The sequence below is a fragment of the Flavihumibacter cheonanensis genome (assembly GCF_022352215.1).
In the GTDB taxonomy this organism is placed as follows: Bacteria; Bacteroidota; Bacteroidia; order Chitinophagales; family Chitinophagaceae; genus Flavihumibacter; species Flavihumibacter cheonanensis.
Genome location: NZ_JAKRWF010000004.1, coordinates 451,909 through 477,601, shown reverse-complemented (window position 1 = coordinate 477,601; position 25,693 = coordinate 451,909). Strand labels below are relative to the sequence as shown.

General features: G+C 44.8%; 22 protein-coding genes. 7 read left to right on the top strand and 15 right to left on the bottom strand.

Features of this window, described 5'->3' with window-relative positions; all coding sequences use genetic code 11:
• Positions 1-8: 8 nt before the first annotated feature.
• From MD536_RS18515 to MD536_RS18495, 5 genes are all read right to left on the bottom strand, one after another.
• Positions 9-668, bottom strand: coding sequence for a beta/alpha barrel domain-containing protein (locus MD536_RS18515; RefSeq protein WP_239602844.1), 660 nt, complete (start codon positions 666-668; stop codon positions 9-11).
• On the bottom strand, positions 661-1,677 hold the full coding sequence (locus MD536_RS18510; protein WP_239602842.1) for a sugar kinase: 1,017 nt from the start codon (positions 1,675-1,677) through the stop codon (positions 661-663). Before MD536_RS18510 ends, MD536_RS18515 begins: the two co-directional genes overlap by 8 nt.
• On the bottom strand, positions 1,674-2,954 hold the full coding sequence (locus tag MD536_RS18505) for a DUF4861 domain-containing protein (protein WP_239602840.1): 1,281 nt from the start codon (positions 2,952-2,954) through the stop codon (positions 1,674-1,676). Before MD536_RS18505 ends, MD536_RS18510 begins: the two co-directional genes overlap by 4 nt.
• A 15-nt stretch (positions 2,955-2,969) precedes the next feature.
• Complete coding sequence (gene kduI, locus MD536_RS18500) at positions 2,970-3,800, bottom strand: 5-dehydro-4-deoxy-D-glucuronate isomerase (protein ID WP_239602836.1); 831 nt, start codon at positions 3,798-3,800, stop codon at positions 2,970-2,972.
• Between the two features lie 96 nt (positions 3,801-3,896).
• Positions 3,897-5,234, bottom strand: a complete 1,338-nt coding sequence (locus MD536_RS18495) for a sugar porter family MFS transporter (protein ID WP_239602834.1) — start codon at positions 5,232-5,234, stop codon at positions 3,897-3,899.
• 52 nt (positions 5,235-5,286) lie between these two features.
• On the opposite strand from MD536_RS18495, the gene MD536_RS18490 reads away from it, so the two are divergent.
• On the top strand, positions 5,287-6,327 hold the full coding sequence (locus MD536_RS18490; RefSeq protein ID WP_239602832.1) for a LacI family DNA-binding transcriptional regulator: 1,041 nt from the start codon (positions 5,287-5,289) through the stop codon (positions 6,325-6,327).
• 8 nt (positions 6,328-6,335) lie between these two features.
• Positions 6,336-6,968: a class I SAM-dependent methyltransferase gene (locus tag MD536_RS18485; protein WP_239602830.1), complete on the top strand. Its 633-nt coding sequence runs from the start codon at positions 6,336-6,338 to the stop codon at positions 6,966-6,968.
• Between the two features lie 4 nt (positions 6,969-6,972).
• Here the strand turns inward: MD536_RS18485 and MD536_RS18480 are convergent, their stop codons facing one another.
• The 3 genes from MD536_RS18480 to MD536_RS18470 form a co-directional block, all read right to left on the bottom strand.
• Positions 6,973-7,743, bottom strand: coding sequence for an NIPSNAP family protein (locus MD536_RS18480; protein WP_239602828.1), 771 nt, complete (start codon positions 7,741-7,743; stop codon positions 6,973-6,975).
• Positions 7,744-7,754: 11 nt separating this feature from the next.
• The gene (locus tag MD536_RS18475) at positions 7,755-9,173 is read right to left on the bottom strand and encodes a sialate O-acetylesterase (RefSeq protein ID WP_239602827.1); all 1,419 of its coding nucleotides are present in this window, start codon (positions 9,171-9,173) and stop codon (positions 7,755-7,757) included.
• 66 nt (positions 9,174-9,239) lie between these two features.
• Positions 9,240-9,644 (bottom strand): hypothetical protein, encoded by a 405-nt coding sequence (locus MD536_RS18470; RefSeq protein WP_239602825.1) that lies wholly within the window; start codon positions 9,642-9,644, stop codon positions 9,240-9,242.
• A gap of 291 nt (positions 9,645-9,935) precedes the next feature.
• Between MD536_RS18470 and MD536_RS18465 the strand changes: the two genes are divergently transcribed.
• From MD536_RS18465 to rbp, 3 genes are all read left to right on the top strand, one after another.
• Positions 9,936-11,423, top strand: coding sequence for a S10 family peptidase (locus tag MD536_RS18465; RefSeq protein WP_239602823.1), 1,488 nt, complete (start codon positions 9,936-9,938; stop codon positions 11,421-11,423).
• A gap of 2 nt (positions 11,424-11,425) precedes the next feature.
• On the top strand, positions 11,426-12,538 hold the full coding sequence (locus MD536_RS18460) for a family 20 glycosylhydrolase (RefSeq protein ID WP_239602821.1): 1,113 nt from the start codon (positions 11,426-11,428) through the stop codon (positions 12,536-12,538).
• Between the two features lie 145 nt (positions 12,539-12,683).
• Complete coding sequence (rbp, locus tag MD536_RS18455) at positions 12,684-12,962, top strand: RNA-binding regulator (protein WP_239602819.1); 279 nt, start codon at positions 12,684-12,686, stop codon at positions 12,960-12,962.
• A gap of 12 nt (positions 12,963-12,974) precedes the next feature.
• On the opposite strand, the gene MD536_RS18450 is transcribed toward rbp, so the two are convergent.
• From MD536_RS18450 to MD536_RS18425, 6 genes are all read right to left on the bottom strand, one after another.
• Entirely contained in the window at positions 12,975-14,348 is a 1,374-nt protein-coding gene (locus MD536_RS18450; RefSeq protein WP_239602817.1) for an aldehyde dehydrogenase family protein, read from the bottom strand.
• The gene (locus tag MD536_RS18445) at positions 14,345-15,052 is read right to left on the bottom strand and encodes a gamma-glutamyl-gamma-aminobutyrate hydrolase family protein (protein ID WP_239602809.1); all 708 of its coding nucleotides are present in this window, start codon (positions 15,050-15,052) and stop codon (positions 14,345-14,347) included. The genes MD536_RS18450 and MD536_RS18445 overlap by 4 nt, the downstream gene beginning before the upstream one ends.
• Positions 15,053-15,057: 5 nt before the next feature.
• Positions 15,058-16,209: an iron-containing alcohol dehydrogenase gene (locus MD536_RS18440; protein WP_239602807.1), complete on the bottom strand. Its 1,152-nt coding sequence runs from the start codon at positions 16,207-16,209 to the stop codon at positions 15,058-15,060.
• Between the two features lie 9 nt (positions 16,210-16,218).
• Complete coding sequence (locus MD536_RS18435; RefSeq protein ID WP_239602805.1) at positions 16,219-17,580, bottom strand: glutamine synthetase family protein; 1,362 nt, start codon at positions 17,578-17,580, stop codon at positions 16,219-16,221.
• Positions 17,513-18,850 (bottom strand): ethanolamine permease, encoded by a 1,338-nt coding sequence (gene eat / locus MD536_RS18430; RefSeq protein WP_239602803.1) that lies wholly within the window; start codon positions 18,848-18,850, stop codon positions 17,513-17,515. The genes MD536_RS18435 and eat overlap by 68 nt, the downstream gene beginning before the upstream one ends.
• A 116-nt stretch (positions 18,851-18,966) precedes the next feature.
• A complete protein-coding gene (locus MD536_RS18425; RefSeq protein WP_239602801.1) occupies positions 18,967-20,595 on the bottom strand; it encodes a sensor histidine kinase in 1,629 nt (542 codons plus the stop codon).
• A 174-nt stretch (positions 20,596-20,769) separates the two neighbouring features.
• Between MD536_RS18425 and MD536_RS18420 the strand changes: the two genes are divergently transcribed.
• Both MD536_RS18420 and MD536_RS18415 read left to right on the top strand, forming a co-directional pair.
• Entirely contained in the window at positions 20,770-21,771 is a 1,002-nt protein-coding gene (locus tag MD536_RS18420) for a sodium:calcium antiporter (RefSeq protein ID WP_239602799.1), read from the top strand.
• A 5-nt stretch (positions 21,772-21,776) separates the two neighbouring features.
• On the top strand, positions 21,777-24,350 hold the full coding sequence (locus tag MD536_RS18415; RefSeq protein ID WP_239602797.1) for a cation-translocating P-type ATPase: 2,574 nt from the start codon (positions 21,777-21,779) through the stop codon (positions 24,348-24,350).
• Here MD536_RS18415 and MD536_RS18410 read toward each other — a convergent pair.
• A complete protein-coding gene (locus MD536_RS18410) occupies positions 24,335-25,591 on the bottom strand; it encodes a DUF819 family protein (protein ID WP_239602794.1) in 1,257 nt (418 codons plus the stop codon). The two genes, MD536_RS18415 and MD536_RS18410, sit on opposite strands and share 16 nt — an antisense overlap.
• Between the last annotated feature and the right edge of the window lie 102 nt (positions 25,592-25,693).

Sequence of the window (25,693 nt, the reverse complement as noted above, 5' to 3'; positions counted from 1 at the left end):
AAGTACATTTATTTTACCTGCTTCACCAGTTCAAGCGCTCGTTTGGCATCCTTTGTGATCTGCGCATAATCGCCACTGGCCAGCAATTCCTTCGACAGAAATTTACTGCCCAATCCAACTGCGCTTACTCCCGCCCTAAACCAGGACTGTAAATTGTCAATCGTTAGTTCTACTCCTCCTGTTGGCATAAAACTAAGTTCCGGAAATATATCCCGGATGCCTGCCATAAAGGATGGCCCGAGCAGATTTCCGGGGAATAGTTTGATGAACTCAGCACCGGTAGCTTGCGCCAGTAAAATTTCTGAAACGGTCATTGCTCCCGGGATCCAGGGTTTACCTGCTGCATGTACGGTTTCTCCTACTATCTGTACAGTACCCGGACAAATCACCAGGTCTGCCCCTGCATTAAGAAAAGCAGTAGCCTGCGCAGGTGTTTTGATAGTTCCAATTGCCAGGGTCAAATCCGGCCAACTGATATTTCTTTTTTTGATCAGTTCCGTAAAATGATCCAACGCCTGCTCTCCCCTGTTGGTAAACTCCACCATTCGGATACCACCCTCATACAAGGCCTGCATGGTTTGTTCACAAACAGTATAGTCAGGATGATAAAACAAAGGCAATACCCCCTGCTCCCTGAGTTTGGTGTAAATAGTTGAATGATCAGCCATGTTGCGCCATTTTTTGATGAATCGAATCAAGGGTTTGTCGGGTAAAATCGCCTTTTTCCTGCAGTTTGCCAACCGCAGCAGCTGCCGCCAGGTTTACAGCAGCAGCAATATCTGACTGCTGTACCCAACTGTGTAGTAATCCGGCCATGAAACAGTCGCCACTGCCAACCCGGTCAATTATATACTGAATCTGCCATTCATTTGAAACAACCTGGCTATCCCTTGTGTCTAATGTTGCGTAATACTGAATACTGTCCTGTTGATCAAACCGGAATGTATTGGCAACCCAACTGCAGGAAGGTGCCAACTCACGGATATAGGCAGCCGTAGTTGTGGCTTGTTGAAGATAAGCTGCTTTAGTTTTTGATGCTATCAATGAATTATCCAGTGGTGCTCCAAGTAATTCAGCTGCCGACCAGATATTTCCCATTACAATACTGCAATGCTGAATCAATTCCGGCATCACTTCTTTTGGAGCTGTACCATATTTCCAAAGTTTATTCCGGTAATTGAGATCAACGGAGATGGTGAGTCCTAATGCAGCGGCAGCTTCAACAGCTTCTTTGCAGACCCTGGCGGCAGTTGCATTCAGGGCGGGACTAATCGCGCTGAAATGAAAGAGCTCACAATCGCTGAGCAGGTTTTTCCAATCTATGGTTCCTGGTTGCAGCGTAGCAAAAGATGAACCCGCGCGATCATAAATTACCCCTGCATTTTTAAGATCTGCTCCCTGGGGAAGAAAATAAATTCCGATGCGATTTCCGATACGCTGTATAGCTGATGTATCTATTCCCATGCGCTGCATTTCAACTAGCACATCATCGGCCATGCTGTTCTCCGGCAGGGCAGAAATATATTTAACCGGATGCTGCCAATGACTGAGTGCTGCTGCCACATTAAACTCGGCTCCACCAAGGTAAACCGGCATGGAAGCCTGTTGCATCCAGGTAGCAGGTAATTCCGGCGACATCCGCAAAAGAAATTCTCCCAGGCAGGCAATCTTTTTCATTCATTAACTATTATTGGTTGCTGGAATGCTTTTAACTCATCTCTCAAAAATGCTTCAAAACGAGCCGAATCAGACAGGGCGGGAACTGATTTTTCCCAGGCAGCATAAAACCGGAATCGGTTCGGCTCATTGTTCCGGGTTTTCATTTTTACAAGATAAGTATTACGTATATCTGTATCAGAATTTTTTGCCGTGCTGAATTCCTGCAGTTCCTCTTTATTCAGCAAAATGGCCATTGCGAGTTTATCTTTGTTCTCACTCTGCTTATGATGAGTGAAGATCGCAGTCGCCTTACCCTCGAGTATTTCATTTTCAGGCGCATCATACAAATTTACGATACCTGTAACCAGTGCTGCATTTGCGGGCAGCCCCGTAACATGAACAACTGATTCATAAAATAACTGTCCGCCCCAGATCTGAATTTCCTCGGTTAGGGATACAGGTGAGAGAGCAGGATGAAGCTTCCAATTTTTATAATGCATCCGGAAAATGGCCCGAACCGGACCATCTGCCACGCGTTCATAGAGAATATTTTCCATATTGGAACCGCCCACCCGAACCAGGGTATCCTTTCCTTCCATATCTGGAATAAACAAGGCCAGTGCGCCTGCACCCAGGGAAGACCCCACTTTAAGCAGATCCATTCCCCATTCATTCAGTGCATGGTAATTGGCAGTACTATTTGTTCCAACGCTATCCAGCACCATCTCTGGTTTGAGTTTACCCCAGATATCTTTCCCATTGCGGGTATCGAAATAGAGTCTGAAACCTACGCGATCATTTTCCCAGGCGGGACCTTCAGTGAGAAAAGGTGGTAATTTCTGTTTACTGAAATCAGTTGGTTTTTGTTTCCCATCAATAGTATCTGCTGCAAGTGAAGGACCAAAACTACCATTCTCCAATAGCCGCTGATGACGTACATGGGCTTTACTACCACTGATTCCGATGGGTTTAATTGCTGATGAACGAAGGATAACAGTAAGTTTTTCCTTAGGCCTGAAATCATGCAGAAAAACCAGTTCATCCCACTGACCATCACCATCCAGATCGTCAAACTGCACAGGTATATTTTTGTTATGGATGTTCACCTCGTAATAAGGGGCGAGTTTCCCATTTGCTTTTTTTGTAATGGCCGAACGTGATAGAATCACCAGCGCAGATGATCGAACTGTTTCGGCCGGATTTTCCACTTCCATGGAAATATTTCCTTTTTGCAAGGAACAGCCACTTAATACAATTCCCAGTGACAGAAAGTATAAATGAAAAATAGTTCGCATAGCAGTCGGCATTCGTTATTTCAGGCTAGCAATGGGAGCAGGATCCATATCTGTATAGGTATAATTCTCTCCGGCCATTCCCCAGATAAAGGAATAGCTCGCAGTTCCGCAGCCGGAATGAATCGACCAGGGTGGAGATATAACAGCCTCGTGATTGGCTATCAGCAGGTGACGGGTTTCGGTGGGTTCTCCCATAAGATGCAGTACCCGCTGGCTGGGATCCAGATCAAAATAAAAATAAGCTTCCATCCTACGGGTATGTGTATGCGCAGGCATGGTATTCCATACGCTGCCTTCGGTAAGCACTGTGAGTCCCATCACCAACTGACAACTCCGTATGCCTTCTTCGAAAATGTATTTGTAAATGGTTCGCTGATTGGAAGTGGTTGAAGCGCCCATCTGAACAGGTACCACTTCTTCTTTTTTCATTAGCCTGGTTGGATATGCCATGTGTGCGGGGGCAGACAGCAAATAAAAAATGGCGGGACTGGATGAATCGGATGACTGAAAGGTTACTGACTGAACACCCTTCCCAATATAGAGACAATCGAGTTTATTCAGTTCATAGGTTTGTCCGTCCGCAATGATAATTCCCTTGCCTCCAACATTAATTATACCTGCTTCCCTTCTTTCCAGGAAAAATCCAGCTCTGAGTTCAGGATGATTAGGTAATTCAAGCGGCTGGCTCACAGGATGAATTCCTCCAATGATCATCCGGTCATAATGAGAATACACAAGTGTAACCTGTTCGGGTTGCATCAGGCTTTCGATCAAAAAATTTTCCCTGAGCCCGGAAGTATCCATCAACCTGGTTTCTTTCGGGCTTTGCTGAAATCGGATTTCCATACTGTTTTGCATTACTGGCTAAACTAAGGATTCAGCAAGCAAAACACCGGCAGCGTCTGCTATTTAATTGTGCAAACGTTTTCACGGAGCCAATTTTCACTTCTCAATACCAAGCTCCTGCTGGATCTGTTCCAGGCTTTTGCCTTTTGTTTCAGGAAGAAAACGAACCACAAAGATCAGGTGCAACACCATCATCACAGTATAAAAAAGAAAGGAGTAATAACCACCCTGCGGACTCCCTTCCACGATAATCGGGAAGGTCCAGGATATAATGGCTGCCATGATCCAGTGTGTGAAACTGCCTAATGATCCCCCCTGGGAACGCACCGAGTTGGGAAAAATTTCTGCAATGAAAACCCAGATCACAGCTCCCTGTGAAAAAGCAAAGAAGGCAATAAAGCCGATCAGGTAAATCAACACCAGTTGATTTCCTGCCATATCCCCTCTGAAAGCCATTGCTGTCAGGCCCAAAAAAAGAATCATACCCAGTGAACCGATGACCAGCAGTTTTTTCCTACCAAAACGATCAATCATGGTCATGGCCAGCAAGGTAAACAACAGGTTGGCAGCTCCAATATAAACAGGTTGTAAGTAGGCATCAGCCTGAGAAAATCCCGCCATTTCAAATATGCGTGGAGCGTAATATAAAATTGCATTGATGCCAGCCAGTTGATTGAACATCGCCAGCAGTACAGCAAACAAAATGGGTTTCCTGAATTTCGATGTAAATAATTTTTCAGGAACCGGACTACTATCGCTCCTGGTTTCTTCCTGAATCTCAGTAACAGCCTGCAGATCACCGGTTCGTTCAAAGATTTTTTTTGCTTCGTCCGGCTTTCCATTGATCCATAACCAACGCGGACTTTCAGGTATGCTTCGCAACAAAATAGCAAAGAGCAGAGAAGGAACCACCATCACACCCAGCATCCATCGCCAGGAATCTTCGCCCATACCAACAAACAAAAAATTTGTAAGGTAGGCTACGAAAATACCTGCTACAATATTGAGTTGAAAAGAACCCGCCAGTCGTCCTCTTATGTCTGCCGGAGCGATTTCAGAAATATACATGGGTCCTACCACAGAGGATGCACCAACTGCCAATCCACCTATAAAGCGAAACAAAATGAATAATTCCCAAATGGAAGTAAGTGAACATCCAATCGCAGATAACAGGTATAAAAATGCGATAATAAGCAGTACTTTTTTTCTTCCATAACGCTGTGCAGGCATACCTGCAATCAGTGAGCCGATGACTGTTCCGATCAGGCTGGAGGCAACTGTAAATCCCTGCCATCCTGAGCTCAGATTCCACAACGACTGAATTGTTTTTTCTGCACCCGATATAACGGCAGTTTCAAATCCAAAAAGAAAACCACCCAGTGCAGCGATAAGAGAAACACGTACGGCGAAATTAGTTCCGGAGCTATTCCCCATTGATTGTAATTTTAGGCGAGCAATATTCTTTAAATATACTGTAGAAAAACTAGTGAATATTCAATCGATTACCATAAAAGATATTGCGAAAGCGCTGAATCTTTCGTACTCTACTGTTTCCAGGGCACTGAAAGGAAGCTACCAGATATCTGAACCTGTCAGGGAAAAAGTGCTGGCTTATGCCAGGGAACATAACTATCGCCCTAACCTGCTGGCCCAGAGCCTGAAGAATAAAAACAGCAGATGTATTGGTCTGGTTTTATGCACCATCCCCAACAGTTTTTTGGGTGAAGTCATCAATGGGATCGAATCCGTTGCTTCTTCCAAAGGATACCTGGTGATCATCACGCAAACCAATGAATCACTGGAAAATGAAAAAAAAGCCCTGGATCATCTTACCATGCGCGCGATTGATGGCCTGCTGATTTCGGTCTCAACCGAAACCAGGGATGTCAAACACCTGGAAGCCTATCATGAACGCGGATTGCCTATCGTATTTTTTGACAGGATATGTGAAGGACTTCCTACTCATATTGTACAATCCGATAATGAGGGAGGTGCATTTGAACTGACCAAACACCTGCTTGATCAGGGTTACCGGCGAATAGCTCATATTACAAGTCCGACTCATCTGGCAATGACGCAGGAGCGACTGAAAGGCTACCGAAGAGCCTACAGGGAAGCAGGTTTAACAGTTGACGAAAGTTTACTGAAACATTGTGCACACGGCGGGGCTATTGTAGCAGAAGTGGAACAGGCGCTGGATGAGTTATTTGCACTACCTCAACTGCCTGATGCTATACTGGCTGCCAGCGATCGGATGACACAATCCAGTTTTCAATATTTACGAAGAAAGGGCAAAAAAATTCCGGAGGATATAGCATTAGCTGGCTTCAGCAATTTTAATGCACCTGAACTATTTTCTCCTGCCCTCACTACAGTGGTTCAGGACGCATTTGAAATGGGAAAAAGAGCAGCCGTACTGCTGATTGAACGAATTGAAAAAAAGCATAAATCCTTCACACCTGAAAAAATAGTTTTACCGGTTCAGTTACAGGTGAGGGCTTCCACTCGACAGACTATCACCCTATAATATCCGGTATGCCAGTAAATAAGCTGACCCACCCTATTCATCAATTGGAATATTCTAGTGGAAGTATCCAGATAGCAATTCCTGATGAGGAAAGTATTCGGCTGAACTATCAGCAATCAGTAGCCGAAGGTAAAAAAAATGAATTTCCTTATTGGGCACGAATCTGGCCATCCGCCTGGGCGATGACTGAATACCTGGATGAACACCTCGAATTATTCAATCAAAAAAAGGTAATTGAATTTGCAGCCGGACTTGGACTGCCTTCTCTTTTGGCTGCAACCCGAGCAGAATCTGTCATTGCATCCGATTACCTGGAGGAAGCAGTTGATTGCATCAGTAGATCCATACATACCAACAGGTTTACCAACATGAAAGCTGCCCTTTACAATTGGAGAGATGGATTACCTGATTGGAAAGCTGAACTGATTTTACTCAGCGATACCAATTATGACACAGAAGATCAGGCTGCTGTTGAAAAGCTCATAAGACATTATTTGAACCAGGGATCCACGGTCTTACTGACAACCCCACACCGTTTGGCAGCAAGGGAATTGTTACAGTCGCTCCATGAATTTTGCAGGCATACAGAAATACGAACAGTAAAAGGAACTGATATATCTGTTTATAAATATTCGCTGTGATTTATTACCAATCGCTGCAGGCAGCCGGCCTTAATAAATGTATACCTGCTTTCGACACATTATTTTTATACATGTCTTTTGCAAGCATTTCCTTCCACTTGGGATGACTGAAAAACGCTTTCCAATGCGCTTCCCGGGAAGCAAAATTTTCGAAACAGGTCAGGTAATAAAAATTCGGCATCCGGCTCCCGGTAATTACTTCACCATAAAAAGCAGCATTGAAATTCAGTTCTTTAAACAGTTCAATTTCGCCTCCTTCATTGAACATGTGCACTTTGCTTTTATAACGGTCTACTGTAGCCGATTCATAATTTCGTAATTCATAAATTCGGCTTTGGCGTTCGGTAGAAAAAACCGGCGTCTGCAGAGGAGGAGCCAGCTTGAAGGATTTCATCCAGACCGTTTCAAGCCGGGTAAACGGTGGCTTATCAAAAGGTACATTGATAAAAAATGCAGCTGCGGTTTGGTAAACGGCATCCTTCTCAAGACGCACACTTATCTCAGCAGCAGATTGAACAGAATTGACAGGGAGAATAAAGTATATAGCAGGTGGGCTGATAGTATCAGTCGGACTCGGTTCAAGCACCCCAATATTCCTGATTTTCAACCGATGTAAAGCAGGCAGCAGGGCTTCTTCCGCATAGCGAAGAATGGCAGCTTTTTGTTCCTGGGATTCATAGCGGTATATTCTCAGCTCATAGAACTCGTTTTTCGTTTGAGCCTGACTGTTGACAAACAGCAGGGAGGCAAGAGCAAAGAAGAGCAGACGTAACATTTTTGCCACTTTTAATTTTCAGGAATCTGTTCAATGGGGAAATGATCTGTCCGGAATGGCGCAAGTGGTAGCCCTGCAGTTGACTCCATATTTCCGATACTGGTATTTCCAAAGCCATAGCGTACGAACATGGGATTTTTGAGATCCGGGTGCCAGAGAATCACAGTATTTTTTTCAATTTTTACTTTGGGTGCCAGCCAATTAGTACCATTGATATCTGAGATTAACCAACCCTCCGGATTAGACCCCTTCATGCGGATACCATTCTCGGCATAATTGAATTTCACCAGGATTTTACCTTTTTCAATAGCGGATGAACTATACTCCGGACTCCTGAAGTCTCCTATTGGCAAATTATACGTTGATGCAAGTGCATAATTGGCAAGCCGGGTGCCCACGGGCTTTTTCCTGGAAGGGTGAATATCGGTAACCGTATCTACCAGGTCTGTTATGACAACCATGCCGGTATTCGGATGGGAGGCTGCTGCTGCCTGGGCTTCGCGCAAAAGTGCGCCGATACCGGTAGTTCCATATTTAAACGGTGCTATCTGAACATAATAAAACGGAAGGTCTTTTTTCCAGGCAGCCCGCCAGCTATCGATCATGCTGGTAAACAATTGCCGGTAGGTGGAATAGGTGCCGGTATTACTTTCCCCCTGGTACCAGATTACTCCTGCGATTCCATGGGGGGTAATAGGAGCAATCATGCCATTATAAGCTTGCGCCGGAGTTGTAGGCCACCAGGCTACTTTTTTCAGTTGTGCCGCTGCTGCTTTGAGTTGGGGATCAGCGGCAACAACTGCCTCCGGCGTCCATGCTTCAGCAGGTGTACCACCCCAGCTAACATTGATCAAACCAATGGGAACATTCAGTTTTTCATGAAGATTTTTTCCAAAGAAATAGCCCACTGCACTAAAGGCTTTCAACTGGTTGGAATCAGCTTTGGCCCAGGAGGCTTTCAGGTCTTCCTGCGGATAATCAGCACCGGTTTTATTTACATGAAAGAGTCGGATAGAAGCATTGGCCGCAGTTGGAAATTCCTGCGCGATATCCTTGACGCCATTGTAAAAACTCCACTCCATATTGGACTGTCCTGAGCAGACCCAAACTTCTCCAATTAGCACATCCTCCAGTACGATGGTATTTCTGCTGGTGATAGTAATGGAATAAGGACCTCCTGCGACAGGCGTTTTCACTTTAAGTAGCCATCTTGCCAGATCGGATGCAGTTGTTTCATATTGCTTTTTATCCCACCCTGTAGTAACTATTACTTTTTCACCGGGACCGGCCCAACCCCAAAGATTGACAGAATCTTTTTGTTGAAGAACCACACCGGATTGAAGGATAGCGGGGAGTCGCAATTGTGAAAAACCGGCACTGCAGATCAGGAGCAGCAGCGCTGGCAGGCATCGCTGAAGGAAATTTTTCATTTTCCTAAAATACAAAAAGGGGCCCGGAAGCCCCAAAAAAATTAAAGGTTAACCCTACACTTGATCTTATAATTTAGAAACTACTACGTCTTCAACTACCGTGCGGTTACGATTGATCTGGAAAACCTCGGTTTGAACTTTACCATTTACGGTTACTGCAACTTTCAGTTGAATTGGCTCCTGGCTGTAGTTGTCAATCTGGAATTTGCGGGTAATTTTCTTTTCAGAAGTAGTTGCTGTGTACAGCACATATCCGTCGAGATCTCTTAATTGAACAATTACTTCTTTTCCTTCTTCGTTATCAAGACTGATTTCAACAACAGGAGACTGGTTATTGCTACCAACATATTTTACTTCTACAGGAACGCGATTTTTGCTGGCTCTTTTTTCGGTGTTAGCCAAAACAGGATTAGCAGATACAGCCAATAATGCAGCGATTGCCAAACTTGCCAGCACTGATTTCAGATTCATACTTGTGTTTTTCATTGTAATTCTTTTTGCGGTTAGATAATTTAAAAAACTCTTTGCGGCGGCAATCGAAGATGGTAGCAATAGTTGGCTATGGAAGTAGCAATCGGAAGGGATAATGCAAACATAGAACGCTATTTACTGTAGTGCAAGCCAAGTTTTATAGATTTTACTGACTTTAAACCTCTTAAAGAATTACTAAAACCATCTACAGTAAAGGGTTTCAGCGAATTTTTGATATGACATCCAACTGAATAAATCTTTTTTTTACATTCATTTCCTAATTGCTTTTTTATGCTTTTCAAACTCCGATTACTGGTTGCCCTCTTAACAACAGGTATTTTTGCTCAGGCGCAATCCAAATTTTCTATTTCGTTTAATCCTGATACAAGTATAGTAACCCCGCAAGAAGTTCAGGTAAAAGGCCAGAAAATCACCTATAAGGCTATTGCAGGTACTTTACCGGTATGGAATGAGCAGGGAAAAGCAATAGCCGGACTCTTTTACACTTATTATGAACGAACCGATATAAAGGACAGGGCAACCCGTCCACTGGTATTTTCATTTAATGGAGGACCGGGCTCCGCTTCCGTGTGGATGCATCTTGCTTATACGGGACCAAAAATCCTCCACATTGACGATGAGGGCTATCCGTTGCAGCCCTATGGGTTCAAGGACAATCCCCACAGTATCCTGGATGTAGCGGATATCGTATTTATTGACCCGGTAAATACCGGCTTCTCCAGGATAGTGGATTCCACTGTTCCTAAGTCAACCTTCTTTGGTGTGCAGGCAGATATCAAATACCTGGCGGGATGGATTAACAGTTTTCTATCCCGTTACCAGCGATGGGCCTCACCCAAATACCTGATTGGTGAAAGTTATGGTACTACCCGGGTATCCGGACTCGCACGTGAACTCCAGGAATCACAATGGATTTACCTGAATGGCGTAATCCTGGTATCTCCAACTGAATTGGGTATTGAAAGAGGAACTGCAACCGATGCTGCTTTGCGCCTACCCTATTATGCAGCTACTGCCTGGTATCATAAAAAACTGCCGGCAGATCTACAACAAAAGGATCTGTTGCAAGTGCTTCCGGAAGTGGAAGAGTTCACCATGCGTGAAGTATTACCTGCCATCCACAGAGGCGGGCAATTAAGCAGCGCTGAAAAAAAATCAATTGCGGCTCGTATGGCCAGGTATTCCGGCATTGCTGAACAGGTTTGGTTGCAGCACAACCTGGATCTACCGGTTAATTTTTTCTGGAAAGAGTTGATGCGAGATAAAGGATTTACCATCGGCCGGCTGGATTCCCGTTACCTGGGCATCGACCGGAAAGATGCAGGAGACCGCCCCGATTACAATGCCGAATTAAACTCCTGGTTACACTCTTTTACTCCACCCATCAATATGTATCTGAGAGAAACCCTGAAATACAAAACGGATTTCAAATACAATGTATTTGGTAATGTTTCACCCTGGGATCGCAACAATGATCAAACCGGTGAAGACCTGCGAAAAGCAATGGCTATGAATCCCTATCTACATGTGATGGTGCAGTCGGGCTATTATGATGGTGCCTGTGATTATTTTAATGCGAAATATAATCTCTGGCAACTAGATGCGGCGGGAAGATTTACGAACCGGATGAGTTTTAAAGGATATCGGAGCGGACATATGATGTATCTTAGAAAAGAAGACCTGGCTAGCAGCAATGAAGACATTCGTCAATTCATTAAGCAAAGCCTGCCAGCATCCAATCAACCGGCAAAATATTAAACATGATACCAGTAAATTATCTACGGCAGTTTTGTTTGTTATTCGTACTTGTTACAGGTTTGAACGCGATAGCACAAAAACCGCTTACCGATTCCTTCCCGGTGCGTGCTTTCAGCATTGCTGCCCCAACACAACAAAACCTGGATTCTTTCCTGGTATTCATGCAAAAGGAACTGGCACCCAGAAAAATTAATCACCTGGTTTTACGGGTAGATTATGCTTACCAGTTTCAATCTCATCCCGAACTTATTGACACTCCTTTTCTCCGGAAAGAAGATGTAAAAAAGCTGGTGACTGCAGCACGCACCAATGGAATTGAAATTATTCCACAGATCAACCTGCTGGGTCATCAATCCTGGGCCAGTAAAACAGGTAAGCTCCTGCGGGTGTACCCCCAATTTGATGAAACTCCCTGGGTGCAGATGCCTGAAAAATATGAGTGGCCCAATAAAGACGGGCTCTATTGCAAAAGCTATTGCCCCTCTCACCCGGATGTGCATAAAATTGTTTTTGCCCTGATGGATGAATTATGTGATGCTTTTGAATCAACTGCTTTTCATGCCGGAATGGATGAAGTATTTTATATAGGTGAAGAAAAATGCCCACGCTGCGGAGGACTGGATAAAGCAGAATTATTTGCAAAAGAACTAACAGCCATCCGTAACCGATTGGCAACCAGCAACCGTAAACTCTGGATCTGGGGTGATCGTCTCATTGATGGAAAAACAACCGGAATAGGTATGTGGGAAGCAAGTTTTAATTCCACGCATCGTGCCATTGATCTGATTCCAAAAGATGTAGTGATATGCGACTGGCATTATGAACGACCGGATAAAACGGCAGTCTATTTTGCAATGAAAGGTTTCTCGGTAATTACCTGTTCCTGGAATAAACCTGCTGTAGGAGCACAACAGGTGCGGGATATGGCAGAGTTCCGGCAATCGGCAACAGGCCCCATGAAAGACCGTTTCCTGGGTGTGATGGAAACTGTTTGGTCGCCCGTAACTTCTTTCTTCACAGGCTATTACGATAAAAACAAAGACGATCGGAAACAACCGCAGGTCAATACTCCCTGGAACTGTTTCAGGACAATGTTTCCAACAGAATCAAAATAAATCTCACCATACCGATTAATAAGTCTACCTTGAGCGTGTTAACGATTTGAGTTAATCAGCATCTTGTAAAAGAATCCCTTCTTAATTGCCTTCAATTACCTCCTGCTTTTTTCCTCAGAAAATTTTCATTAAAAAATTTACTGAAATGAACATTTATGTATCCAACCTCGGATTCGGGGTTCAGAACGAAGAATTAGAGAAGTTATTCACTCCCTATGGAGAAGTTTCCTCTGTAAACGTAATCATCGACAAAGTGACTAATAGAAGTCGCGGTTTCGGATTTGTAGACATGCCCAATGCTACTGCAGCTGAAAACGCGATCAAAGAATTGAATGGTGTTTCCATGGAAGGAAGAACCATCAAAGTGAATGAAGCCAAGCCACGCGAAGACCGTAGCAAGTCTAGCGGCCGCAACTTCTATTGATTCTTTCTGATTTTATTTTCTGAGATGCCAGGCTTTGGGTTGAACAAAAGCTCGTATTCCAGTGTAAGATAAAGTAGAACCCAGACCCGAGTCCTTTCTTCCTGACCAGGGAAGATTGGCACTCACCCGGTCGCAGCAATTCCAGTATACCGTTCCGGTATTCATTTGCTTCAGGATCTTTTCTGCTCTCTCTTCATTGGAAGTATATACAGCCGCTGTTAATCCATAACTGGTATCTTTCATTAAATCAATGGCCTCCGCATCACTGCTTACTTTCTGGATGCCAATAACCGGACCGAAACTTTCTTCCTTCATCACACTCATGCTGTGATTCACATTAGAAAGAACCGCCGGCGCCATATAATAACCCGGTTGCTGAAGACGATAACCACCTGCTATTAATTCCGCTCCTTTGTTTTGCGCATCCTGGATCTGATTCAGAATAAATGCCAGTTGTTCTTTGCGGGTAAGCGGACCAATATCAATTCCTTCCTCCTTTGGGTTTCCAATTTTCAATGCGCTTGCCTGTTCTGTAAATGACTTCAGGAAATCATCATACACTTTTTCGTGCACATAGATTCTTTCCACTGCACAACAGCTCTGGCCATTGTTGTATACAACTCCTTCCAATGCAGCGGCAGCCACCTGGTTGATATCAGCCACTTCATCCGTAACATACAGGGGATCCTTGCCACCCAGTTCCAACTGACAGGGAACCATTTTCTCCGCTACTTTGGATGCAATGATTTTACCGGTGCGATTGCTTCCTGTGAAATAATATCCATTCAGGGGAAGATCCAGCAGATAACTTCCCACCAGTCCGCCGCCTAATACTACCTGGAATACGTTTTCGGGTATGCCAGACTGATAGAGTAGGTCACGAATGGCGAGTCCGGTTAAACTGGAAAACTCCGATGGTTTATATAGTACTGCGTTTCCTCCAATCAAAGCAGGAATAAACACATTCACACCTACCAGGTAAGGATAATTCCATGCAGAAATATTGGCGATTACACCCAGCGGTTCATAACTGATTCTCTCTTTTGTAGCACCATCCAGTACCATCCACTCATCCTGCAACCATTTCTCTGAATTATTGAGGAAGAATGCAATGCGTCCTCTTGCTCCATTAATTTCATTTCTGGCCTGCTGGATGGGCTTACCTACTTCATCACTCAGGATACCAGCCAGCTTTTCGATTTGCTCTCCCAAAGCCTGGTCAAACCGCCGGATGCAATTAATCCGATCGGTTAATGGAACTTCCGCCCATGCTGCTTGTTCCTTTTTTACCAGGTTATATTTTTCCTGTATGGTTTGCTGGTTGTCTTCATCCAGCGTTGCCAGTACTTCTTCAGTAGCCGGATTTATAACGTTAAATGTGCTCATGATTGTTCTCGGATAGTTTGTATAAAATGTTCTTTAATAGCTTGTGATAGCGGATTCTTTTCTTTATTCAGCATTCTTTCCGGGTGCCATTGAACACCAATGAGAAAGGGCTGATCCTTTTCATCTTTCCACTCAATTGCTTCAATCAGACCTGTATCATCAAGCGCACTGATTCGCCAATTATTTGAAAGTGTTTCTTTATCCAATGCCTGGTGATGTGCACTATTCACCTGTCCAACCGAATCCGCAGCCCATGCTGCCAGCCGGCTTCCGGGTTGCAGTTGTACCGCGTGTTGTTTATCCTCGTCACTATCTTTTTTATGCCGGCGATTCTGCTCACCCAGGTCCTGGATCAGTTTACCTCCTTCCAGGGTATGCACCAGTTGCATACCCCTGCAAATCGCAAGTAGCGGTGCCTGTTTTTCTTTGGCGTGCCGATATATGGTAGCTTCAAACTCATCGCGATGAGGTTGATAGTCGTCCGGTTGATTTGGATATACTGCGGCACCCTGGTAATAAACAGGATCAATATCTACACCACCTGTTAATACATAGGCATCACATTGCTTAATCGCCTCGTGATCAGGTGTTTCAAACGATAACAATACCAGCTCCAGGTCTTTGCCAAGATCTGCTTCCGTAAACCAATCCCAGTAATGCTGGAAATTGGTACGAGAAAAACTGATCCCGATTTTCTTCTTCATGACACTTACAATGCTTTTTTATAGATCGCCAGGAAATCTTCCCTGCTTACCGGTTTGGGATTATTTGGGTGACAGAAATCCGCCTCCGCCAGGGTCGCAAGCGTTTCAAGATGCTCTTCTTTTACTCCGATGGCTCCTAAATTTTCGGGTAGGCCTAACTGTTCGTTCAGATAAAACAGATAAGCTACCAGGGAAGCTGCATCACCACCTGTTACATTCATTGCCTGTGCCATTCGCTGAAACGCTGGCTCCAATCCGGGTGCATTAAAATCCATTCCGTAGGGAAGATTCACTGCATTCGCCAAACCGTGGTGTGTATCCAGTAACGACGAAAGCGGATGCGCCAGGGAGTGCACAACCCCCAATCCTTTCTGAAAGGCAACGGCGCCCATCAAAGAAGCGATCATCATTTTGGAACGGGAAGCCAGGTCTGGTGCAGTGGTTGCCTGCACAATAGATTCACTAATAAGGGTCATCCCCTGCAAGGCGATGCCTTCACACATGGGATGAAATCCTTTTGCAATGTAGGCTTCCATATTGTGCGTCAGTGCATCCATTCCTGTTGCTGCTGTTATAAAAGGTGGCAAATCCATGGTCAGTACGGGATCAGCAAATACCATCTTCGCGAGCAACTTGGGAGAAAAAAGAATGCGTTTGCGATGGGTTTCATCTTCAGATATAATTGCACTGCGACCAACCTCACTTCCGGTTCCACTGGTAGTAGGCAATGTCACGAAATAGGGCACTTCTTCTGTAACGTATTTATCTCCACCAATCAGATCATCATAATCAAACAGATCCCGATGGTGGTGAATACTTAACGTAATGGCTCTTGCTACATCCATGCCTGCACCGCCACCAATACCCACAATACAATCTGCACCGGCATCCTGAAATGCCTGCTTGCCGGCCAGTACATCCGACTTCACCGGGTTCTTATGAATGTTGGAAAAAACATCCGGCTTTAATCCCAGGCGTTCCAGATCAGCAAGGATCTTTTTAAAGAAAGGTAAATCCCGCACGGTAGGGTCTGTAACTACTAAAGGGCGACTAAATCCAGCACTTTTCAGATGAGGTCCTAATTCTTCGGAGGCTCCTGCACCGAAACGAATGGTAGTTGGAAAATTATACTGACGTACTACATCAAAACTTGTCATAAACTGCTATTATATGATTTCTAAATATCGTTGTGTTTCCCAATTGGTTACTACTTTGGCAAATGCTCTCCACTCCCACTCACGCGATGCAGTGAAATGATCGGTGAAGGCATCTCCGAATAATTCCCTGGCAACCGGTGAGTTTTTCATAGCCTGGGTAGCTTCATACAGGTTGGATGGCAATATACCATGTACTTTATTCGCATATCCGTTACCCACAGTCTCAGGAATCTCCAGTTTCAATTTGTGTTTTATTCCATACAAACCGGCAGCCAGGCAGGCAGCCATCGCCAGGTAGGGATTGCTGTCAGAACCTACTACTCTTGTTTCGAGTCGCGTTGAATAGGGACTACCCGGCAATGCGCGCAATGCTGTTGTGCGGTTATCGACTGCCCAGGTTAGGGTAGTTGGTGCCCAGGCCCCTTCTACCAATCGCTTATAACTGTTGATCGTGGGTGCTAACATGGGGAGTATATAAGGAAGACAATACAATTGTCCGGCCATATAACTTTCCATTAACCCACTGATATGGTTAGCCGAACTGCTGCTATAAAACAGGTTCTCCGATTTATCCAGTGTCCATAAACTTTGGTGCACATGGCCGCTGCAACCGGGTAATGTTTCACTCACTTTGGCCATAAAAGTAGCCAGGTACCCATGCCGGTGCGCGATTTCTTTCACGCCTGATTTAAATAATACGGCCCGATCGGCAGCTTCCAGGATATGCCCATATAATACGGCGGCTTCATATACACCCGGACCCGTTTCTGTATGCAAACCTTCAATGGGTACACCAAATTTGGTCAGCTGATCAAAAAGATCCTGGCAAAATGCGGATTGCTGGGAAGCTCTCAGTATGGAATAACCGAACATGCCCTGGGTAATCGGTTCGAGGGATTGAAAATCCCGGATCTCGGATGGGCGTTTGTAGTTAAACCATTCAAACTCCTGGCTGAAGGAAGGATAAAATCCCATAGCCTGTGCTTCTGCTGCTATTTTCTTAAGCAGGCTACGCGGACAAATATCCAGGCTATAACCCTGCTCGTTGGTAAAGTCGGCCAGGAAGAAAGCACCATTTTCTTCCCAGGGAATCTGGCGAAAGGTGGAAATATCAATAGTGGCCTGTGCATCCGGATAACCACTGTGCCATCCTGTGTATTGCACATTGTCGTAGGCAACATCACTGGAATCCCATCCAAACACCACATTGCAAAATCCAAAACCGGATTGTACAACTGACTTGAATTTATCCCAGCTAATCAGTTTACCGCGCAGGATACCATCCATATCCGTAACTGCGATCTTAACCTTGGTGATCGATTGGCTCTCCAGGTAGGTTAACAGGTCCTGAAGCGATTGGGTGTTGCTCATCAGCATTATTTTTTACGAAGAAATAAAACCAGGCATAAGCTATTGCCAGAATTCCAAAATAGAACAGGCTTAACAATGGATACAGCGTAATCATGGCAATCATACAAACAATGCCAATGATCAAAGCGATCACAGGGAAATAAGGATAAAACGGAACTTTAAAAGGGCGTTCCAGGTTCGGCTCCTGTTTACGTAACCGTAACAAGGTAATCATTGAAAGAATATAAAGTGTTACAGCACCAAAACAGGCAATGGTAATAATAGAACCGGTTTCACCGGTAAGCAGGGCAAGAATCCCGATACCCATATTCACCAGCAAGGCGGTTGCAGGTGTTTTGAATTTGGGATGAATGCGCCCCATGGCTTTTATAAAATAACCCATCCGGCCGAATTCAAAACTGGCTCTCCCCGCGGCGAGGATGATACCATGAAAGGAAGCAATGAGTCCCAGCAAACCTATAGTGATCAGCAAATGATAAATCCAGCCACTGTTGCCGGTTACCTTTGCCATGGCCAGTGGCAAGGGTGAATCAGATGGTGGCGCTCCCGGTGATGCATACACGATGGCTTCCCAGCCTGCCACTCCAATTCCTGAAACAAAAACTAATACACAAAGAATGATAAGGGTGAGCAAGGCTGAACCAAATCCTTTCAGGATGGTCTTCTGCGGATTGATGGTTTCCTCTGCCACATTCGCAATTCCCTCCAGTCCCAGAAAAAACCAGATGGCAAAAGGAATAGAAGCCCAGATACCCGTAATACCATGGGGCAATGCATTTTGCTCCAGGTTAGTCCATTCAAAATGAGGCAATGTGATGCCTGCAAAAATCAGGAGTTCCAATACCGCAAACACCGTAATGATTAATTCAAAACTGGCAGCTGCTTTTACTCCTACTATATTTAAGGTAGTGAAAACAAAATAGGCAAAGATAGCGATGACTACTACCGGAACAGCCGGCAAAAAAATATGAAAATAAGCCCCGATGGCAGCAGCAATGGCGGGTGGCGCAAATACAAATTCAATCACCTGGGCCATGCCTGCAATAAAGCCCCATTTTTTTCCCAATGCCCGGTGTGCATAATCAAAAACTCCACCCGCTTTGGGGATGGAGCAAGCCAGTTCAGTATAAGAAAAAGTAAAGGTGATGTAAAGAAGAATAATCAGACCGGTTGCGATTGCCATTCCCAATGTGCCGCCTTCCGCTAATCCAAGATTCCAACCGAAGTACATTCCAGAAATAACATATCCAACTCCAAGACCCCATAGCATCAAGGGTCCGAGTGACCTTGCCAGATGAGTCTCGGAGGCTGTTGTTGGGTGTTGGGCCTCCATTACTTGCTTTTCGGTGAATTTAAGAAAAAACGGAATTCGCTTTTTTGGAAAATCTAGAGTGGAATGAGAATCTTTAGCTGGCATCCTTCTCCGGGCATGCTATGTACCCGGCAATCGCCTCCCAGGTGCCTGACCCTGCGATTGATATTGGATAAACCAATGCCCGGTTGATATTGATCTGGATCAAATCCGACACCGTCATCCTGAACAATCAGTTGGATGGAATCCGATACATGCCTCAGTTCCACCAGCACGGAACTGGCTTCCGCATGTTTGATGATATTGTTCACCTGCTCCTGGAGAATACGATACAAGGCCAATCGTACACCCGGTTCCATGCTATTGATTTTTTTCCTGGCAACCAGTTTTAATTGAACCATCAACCGGTTATCTGTTTTGAGCCTTTCCAATAAGCGCATAACCGCATCCGTGAGTGATTCGGTTTCAAGTCCGGGTACCACCAGGCTATGCGATAATTTTCTTGCTTCATGAATTGCGGTAAACACATCGTCCCGGGCTTTTTCCAGGTGTTCATCCTTTCTCTTGGTTTGACGGATCGCTGTATCCAGCATCAGTTTAGCGGAAGCAAGCAGCTGTGTAATATTATCATGCAGCTCCATGCCAATTTCCATACGTTCTGATTCCTGAACAGCCAATGTATTTTTAAGGATCTCCTTCTCCTTACTGGCCTCCTGTTTCTGGATCATTTCCGTGATATCTGTGAGAATTCCGGCGGTAGCATATACCTGGTTGTGTTTATTAAGCAATGGAAAACGAATGGAATAAAAATGACAGGTAGCACCATTGATAAGAAGATTTTCCTGGATCTCAGTAGTGGTCCTCGTTTCGAGAACAGTTTCATCCAGGCTTTCATTAAGGTGTTCTCCGGATTTGCCAAAAACCTCTTCAAAGTTTTTATTCTTGAAGATAAAGCGCCCCAGCATGTCCTTTACATACACCATGGTGGAACTGTTATCAATGATCGACTGTAAAATCTGTTTGTTGTTTTCCAGTTGTTGTTTGGCCTGTAGTGTAGCCAACTGGTTTTTATATAACACATACCCGGCAAAAAGTACAAGAATTACCAGGGTTACCAGCAACAGCACATACAATCGCTGATCAATGGAATTGCCTAACTCTACGTCGGCTTTTCGGATCTCCAGATTTCGCTGTTCTTCAGCCATGATTCCATCCAGCAGGTTTTGCAGCTTTTTTTCATCTGTTTGGGTTTGATTTCCGGAAGCCTGCCAACTCAGCAACATGCCCTGCAATGACCTGAGCCGGTTTTCCTGAACAGCAGAATGTTTTTTTATAGCACGGATGGTAGCAATCTGTGCATTCAGCCTGGATAAACCGGGACTTTCCTGGCTGCCCTCCAGTTGTTCTTTGATCTCTGTTCTTAGCTGGATCGTTTCCATCAGCACAGCCCTTGACTCATCCAATTGCGTATAGGCTTGCTGGTTAGACCGGTTGTTTTCATACAACTTGATGCCCAGCAATAAAATACCGGCAACGATTACCAACCCCATTAACAGGAGTCGCTCTTCCCAACTTAATTTTGAATTGTTGATTTTTTCTCTGACACCATCACTATAGAAGGAATTCCACCATTGGCGTACGGATTGAAGCAATCCAGTTAAACGATCCTTCATTCCCCCTGAACGGGAAATGTGTTTTTTCATGCCAGGATGGATTTTTTTAAAAAATACAACAAAATCAGGGAATTAGCAAACTCAGCGCCGCATTTATTGTCAATTAAGCAGGATCATTGTGTAACTTGACAAGAATCAAGGGCAGGGCTTTGCAATTGCCAGACTTTCGCAGGATGCCTATTAAAATCAATAAATGAGTTTAGTATGCTTTATATCGCAGGATTTCTTTCATGCGCCCTCATCATTTTCTTTGCCGGCAGGCAATTATCGAAATATGGCGACCTGTTAGCTGAACATACCGGTTGGGGAAAAGCCTGGGTAGGACTGATTCTAATGGCATCTATCACATCCCTGCCAGAATTGATGGTAGGCATCAGCTCTGTTGTTATTGTAAAATCACCGGATCTGGCAGTTGGCGATATATTGGGCAGTTGTGCTTTCAACCTGGGCATACTGGCTATATTGGACGCATTTGTACCCAGACGAAGACCCATTTTCAGTGAGGCATCCCCAAGTCATATTGTAAGTGCTGCTCTTGGGATTATACTACTGACACTGGCAGGCGCGGGTTTGTTTCTCCCGGAAGATATATTAGTAAGTTCGATTCTTGGAATATTCAGTATTATTTTTATTGTTGTCTACCTGGTTTCAATTCGCATCATTTTTCTGCAGGATCAGAAATTAAAAGCTGCAGTTGTAATCAGTGAAACAACTCATCCAGGTCCGGATATGCCTTTGAAAGTGGTTGTGCGTAATTATATTTTCTTTGCTTTAATAATTATCCTCGCTGCACTGGCACTGCCTTTTTTTGCAGATCATTTAGCAGAATCAGCCGGACTCAATAAATCCTTTGTAGGAACTTTATTTCTCGCCGCAAGCACTTCCTTACCTGAAATTGCAGTATCGATTGCTGCTGTTCGTATGGGTGCATTAGATATGGCTGTAGGAGGACTGCTTGGAAGTAATATTTTTAATATTCTGATACTTTCACTTGATGATATTTTTTATCCCGGTGGTCCATTACTGAAGGAAGCGTCGGATAGTCACCAGTTATCGGTACTGGCAACAATTATTATGTCCGCAATTGTTATCATTGGATTGAGTGTACGGCCTGCCGGTAAACGATATAAACTGGGCTGGGATGCTTTGCTGATTTTCTTTGTATACATTCTGAACCTAATTCTATTGTATCATCTGAATACGTAATTACAATGAACTGGCATACCAAATCAATTGAAACAGTGCTCACTGAGTTAAACAGCTCAGAAGCGGGACTGGACAATTCAGCTGTAGAGCAAAAGCGGGCGCAGTTTGGATGGAATTTACTGCAGGAGAAAAAGAAGAAACCAGCCTGGCTGCTTTTCCTGAACCAGTTCAATGATTTCATGATCCTGGTATTAATAGCAGCTGCGATTATATCAGGTATTGCAGGCGATCTTACAGATACCATCATCATCCTTATCATCGTTCTGCTGAATGCGATTATGGGATTTGTTCAGGAATACCGGGCAGAAAAAGCCATGGATGCCTTGAGCCAGCTCGCCACCCCGCAGGCAACAGTCATCCGCAACCGAAAACCGGAATTGCTATCTTCCAAAGAAATTGTTCCCGGCGACCTGGTTGTACTTGAAGCAGGAAACCTCGTACCGGCAGATTTGCGCCTGATGGAAGTACACAGTCTCCGGGTTGAAGAATCCTCTCTTACCGGAGAATCGATTCCTATTGATAAGATCCATAAACCACTGGAGGAAGCAGACAGCAGCCTGGGCGACCGGATCAATATGGCGTATAAAGGAACCCAGGTAAGTGCGGGCCGGGGTATAGGTATTGCTGTTGCTACCGGCATGCAAACCGAAATCGGAAAAATTGCCGGTATGCTGCAAACAGGAGATGCCTTAACGCCATTGCAAAAGCGCATGAATGAATTCGGTAAAAAACTCTCCTATCTGATTCTGCTCATCTGTGTTGCTTTGTTTGTTGTGGGCTTGCTGCGCGGCGAAGAACCTGTATCCATGTTACTGGTTGCCATCTCCCTTGCAGTGGCGGCAATTCCGGAAGCACTGCCAGCCCTGATCACCATCGCCCTGGCAAGAGGAGCCAAACGATTGGTTGCCAAAAATGCGCTGATCCGCAAACTGCCTGCTGTTGAAACCCTCGGTTCTGTCACTTTCATCTGTTCCGATAAAACAGGCACCCTTACGCAGAACAAGATGACGGTAGTAGAAACAGTACCCTATAACGGTAAGGAAGAACCGAACTTACCCGCAGGCCTACTCGAAACCTGCATGGCCGTGAACCAGGATGTAAAAAAAGGAGCTGATAGCAAATGGATTGGTGATCCTACAGAGATTGCGCTTGTTGAATACATTTATAAAAGCAAAGGAGAAGAACAATACGACCAATTGCAGGAAACCCTGCCCAGGGTGGCTGAGTTACCCTTTGATTCAGATCGCAAATGTATGACCACTGTACACAGGTGGGAAAATAAGTACCTCCTGGTTTCAAAAGGCGCTTCTGAATCCATTGCACAAAGACTGGAGAAATCCTATGATCCCAAGCCCTGGCTGCAGGAAGCCAGTCGCATGGCCAAAGAAGGCAAACGGGTAATCGCCTATGCATACCGGGTAGTAAATCAGTTGCCGGAACCATTCGATTACGACCAGGTGGAAACGGAGTTGCATCCTGCAGGCATGGCCGGCATGATTGATCCTCCCAGGGAAGAAGTAAAAGATGCAATCAAAGCCTGTAAAACCGCCGGCATACAGCCTGTTATGATTACGGGAGATCATCCCGAAACAGCTGCAGCTATCGCCCGGGAAATTGGTTTGCTGGAAAAAGATGAGTTGGTGGTGAATGGAAGAGAGCTGGCAGAATTTACAGAAGCAGAACTGGATCAGAAAGTGGAACGAATTAAAGTGTATGCACGGGTTTCACCAGAACAAAAATTACATATTGTACAATCGCTCCAACGCAAACATCATTTTGTAGCCATGACGGGAGATGGAGTGAATGACGCACCTTCACTGAAATCATCCAATATCGGTGTGGCGATGGGCATCACAGGTACAGATGTAAGCAAGGAAGCTGCGCATATGATACTGCTGGATGATAATTTCACCACTATTGTAAAAGCAGTTAAAGAAGGCCGGCGTATTTATGACAATATCCGAAAATTTGTGAAGTACATCATGACCTGTAATGGTGCGGAGATCTGGACCATCTTTATGGCGCCTTTATTAGGAATGCCAATCCCTCTGCTTCCCATTCATATTTTGTGGATCAACCTGGTAACAGATGGATTACCCGGACTTGCACTGAGTGCTGAAAAAGCCGAGGATGATATCATGCAACGCCCACCCCGCAGAACAGATGAGGGTTTGTTCTCAGAAGGAACAGGTTATCATATCGTATGGGTGGGACTCTTAATGGCCGTGGTAACACTTGGCACACAAGCCTGGGCCATACAAACCAATCATGAAAACTGGCAGACCATGGTGTTTACGGTTTTATCATTGGCACAATTGGGACATGTAGTCGCCATCCGAAGTGATCATACCTTTATTTATAAAAAAGGACTATTCTCGAATCCATCCCTGGCCATTGCAGTGATAGGAACTTTCTTCATTCAATTGGGAGTAATCTACCTGCCTTTTGCCAATAAGATTTTTAAAACTGCCCCCTTGAGCCTGGAGGATTTATTGATCTGTATCGGTATTGCTGCAGTTATTTTTCATGCAGTGGAAATCGAAAAATGGATCCGCAACAGGTACTATCGCAGAAAATGAAAAACGGCCTGCATTAATAGTCCACATATATAAGCACCATAAGTACCCACTGCATATCCCAGTACTGCCAGCAACACCCCTACCGGTGCCAGGAACTTGTTGAAGAAACCGGCTACCACCGGTGCGGAAGCTGCGCCCCCGATATTGGCCTGGCTTCCAACTGCCACAAAGAAATAAGGTGCTTTAATCCAGCGGGCTACAATCAACAGTACAGTGATATGCACCAACATCCAGATGATGCCGGTAAGAAAGAAAACCGGACTATTCACCAATGCCTTCAGGTTCATATTCATGCCAATGGTAGCCACCAGCACATACAGAAAAACAGTACCGATATCAGAAGCACCGGAATTTTCCAACTTACGGAGTGGGGTAAACGAAGCCACCATGCCCAGTGTAGTGGCAATGATTACAATCCAGAAAAAAGTACTCGTTAGACTATAACTGGCGGATGCAGGGTAGTTTTCAGCAAACCAGGGGGCCAGCCAATCGCCACCAAGATGTGAAATTGCCGTAAAGGCAAAAGCAACTCCCAACACCTGGATCCAGGGACTTACGCCGGATTTCATGGCACCCTGCTCCAGTTTCATCTGCTCCACGCGTTGCTCCAACTCTACGATAGAACTATCATCGGCCCTGAGCCATTTGTTGATTGCTTTATTTCTCGTGATCCCAAAAAGCAGCACACCGGTCCAGATATTTCCGATCAGCACATCTACTGCAATCATTTGTCCGAATAAGGATTTACCAGATCCAAATACTTCCAGCATCGCCGCCTGGTTGGCTCCACCACCGATCCAGCTACCTGCAATGGTGGCCAGTCCGCGCCAGGTTTCCTCCCCTTCAAAATACAGTGATTCAGGAAACAGAACTCCTGTAATAGCCATGGCAATCGGTCCGCCCAGGATTACTCCTATGGTGCCGGCAAAAAAAATCAGGACCGATTTGCCTCCAAGCCGGCGCAAACTTTTAATATCGATTCCAATAGTAAGCAGTACCAGGCTGGCTGGTAGCAGGTACCGTGAAGCCATTGGATACAAAGCTGATTGTTCTCCTGAAATAACTCCAAATGTATTCAGCAATGCCGGAATAAAATAACAGAGCAGCAATGCCGGAACCACACTATAAAATTTCTTAAAGCCCTTATGCTCCAGTTTGGAAGTATAAAAAACCAGTGCCAGCAGGCCCATCAAAATGCCAAAAACAACCGCATCATTGCTGATCAAAGGAGAATGTTTCATGTAATGAGATTAAAACCAAATTAGAATTCCGGCTTTTCCGGTAAAACGGCAATATAAAAAGGTTTCGTTCAAATAAACAGCCTGTTCTGGCATTGTTCTTGA